Below are 294 nucleotides of genomic sequence, written 5' to 3'. Positions count from 1 at the left end.
CAGTCGTGGACCATCGAGGAGTAGGGCACCTCGAAGGTCTGGGAGCGGGTGACCTTGCCGTCGGATGCGATCTCGTGGATGTGGATCTGCTTGTCCGGCAGGCCGCTGGCGTTGTACGCGAAGGCGATCAGCTCGCCGGTGCGCGGGTCGTGCTTGGGGTGGGCGGTGAAGGTACGGCCGGGGATCTGCCCGGAGAAGTCGCAGACGCCCTTCGTCTCCAGCGTCAGCGGGTCCAGCTCGTACGGGAGCGCCGCCTCCTTGAGGGCGAGCAGCTTGCCGGCGTGCCAGATGATC

The 294-nt window shown here is 67.3% G+C and carries 1 protein-coding gene; it reads right to left on the bottom strand.

The annotated features are described in order from the left end of the window. A partial coding sequence (locus tag IF54_RS0139160; RefSeq protein WP_030327590.1) for a carotenoid oxygenase family protein occupies nucleotides 1-294 on the bottom strand: 294 nt, incomplete at both ends.

The organism is Streptomyces sp. NRRL B-3229 (genome assembly GCF_000719505.1).
Classification (GTDB): domain Bacteria; phylum Actinomycetota; class Actinomycetes; order Streptomycetales; family Streptomycetaceae; genus Streptomyces; species Streptomyces griseorubiginosus.
Note: the sequence above shows the minus strand (reverse complement) of the source record. Positions and strands in the feature narration are given on the sequence as shown.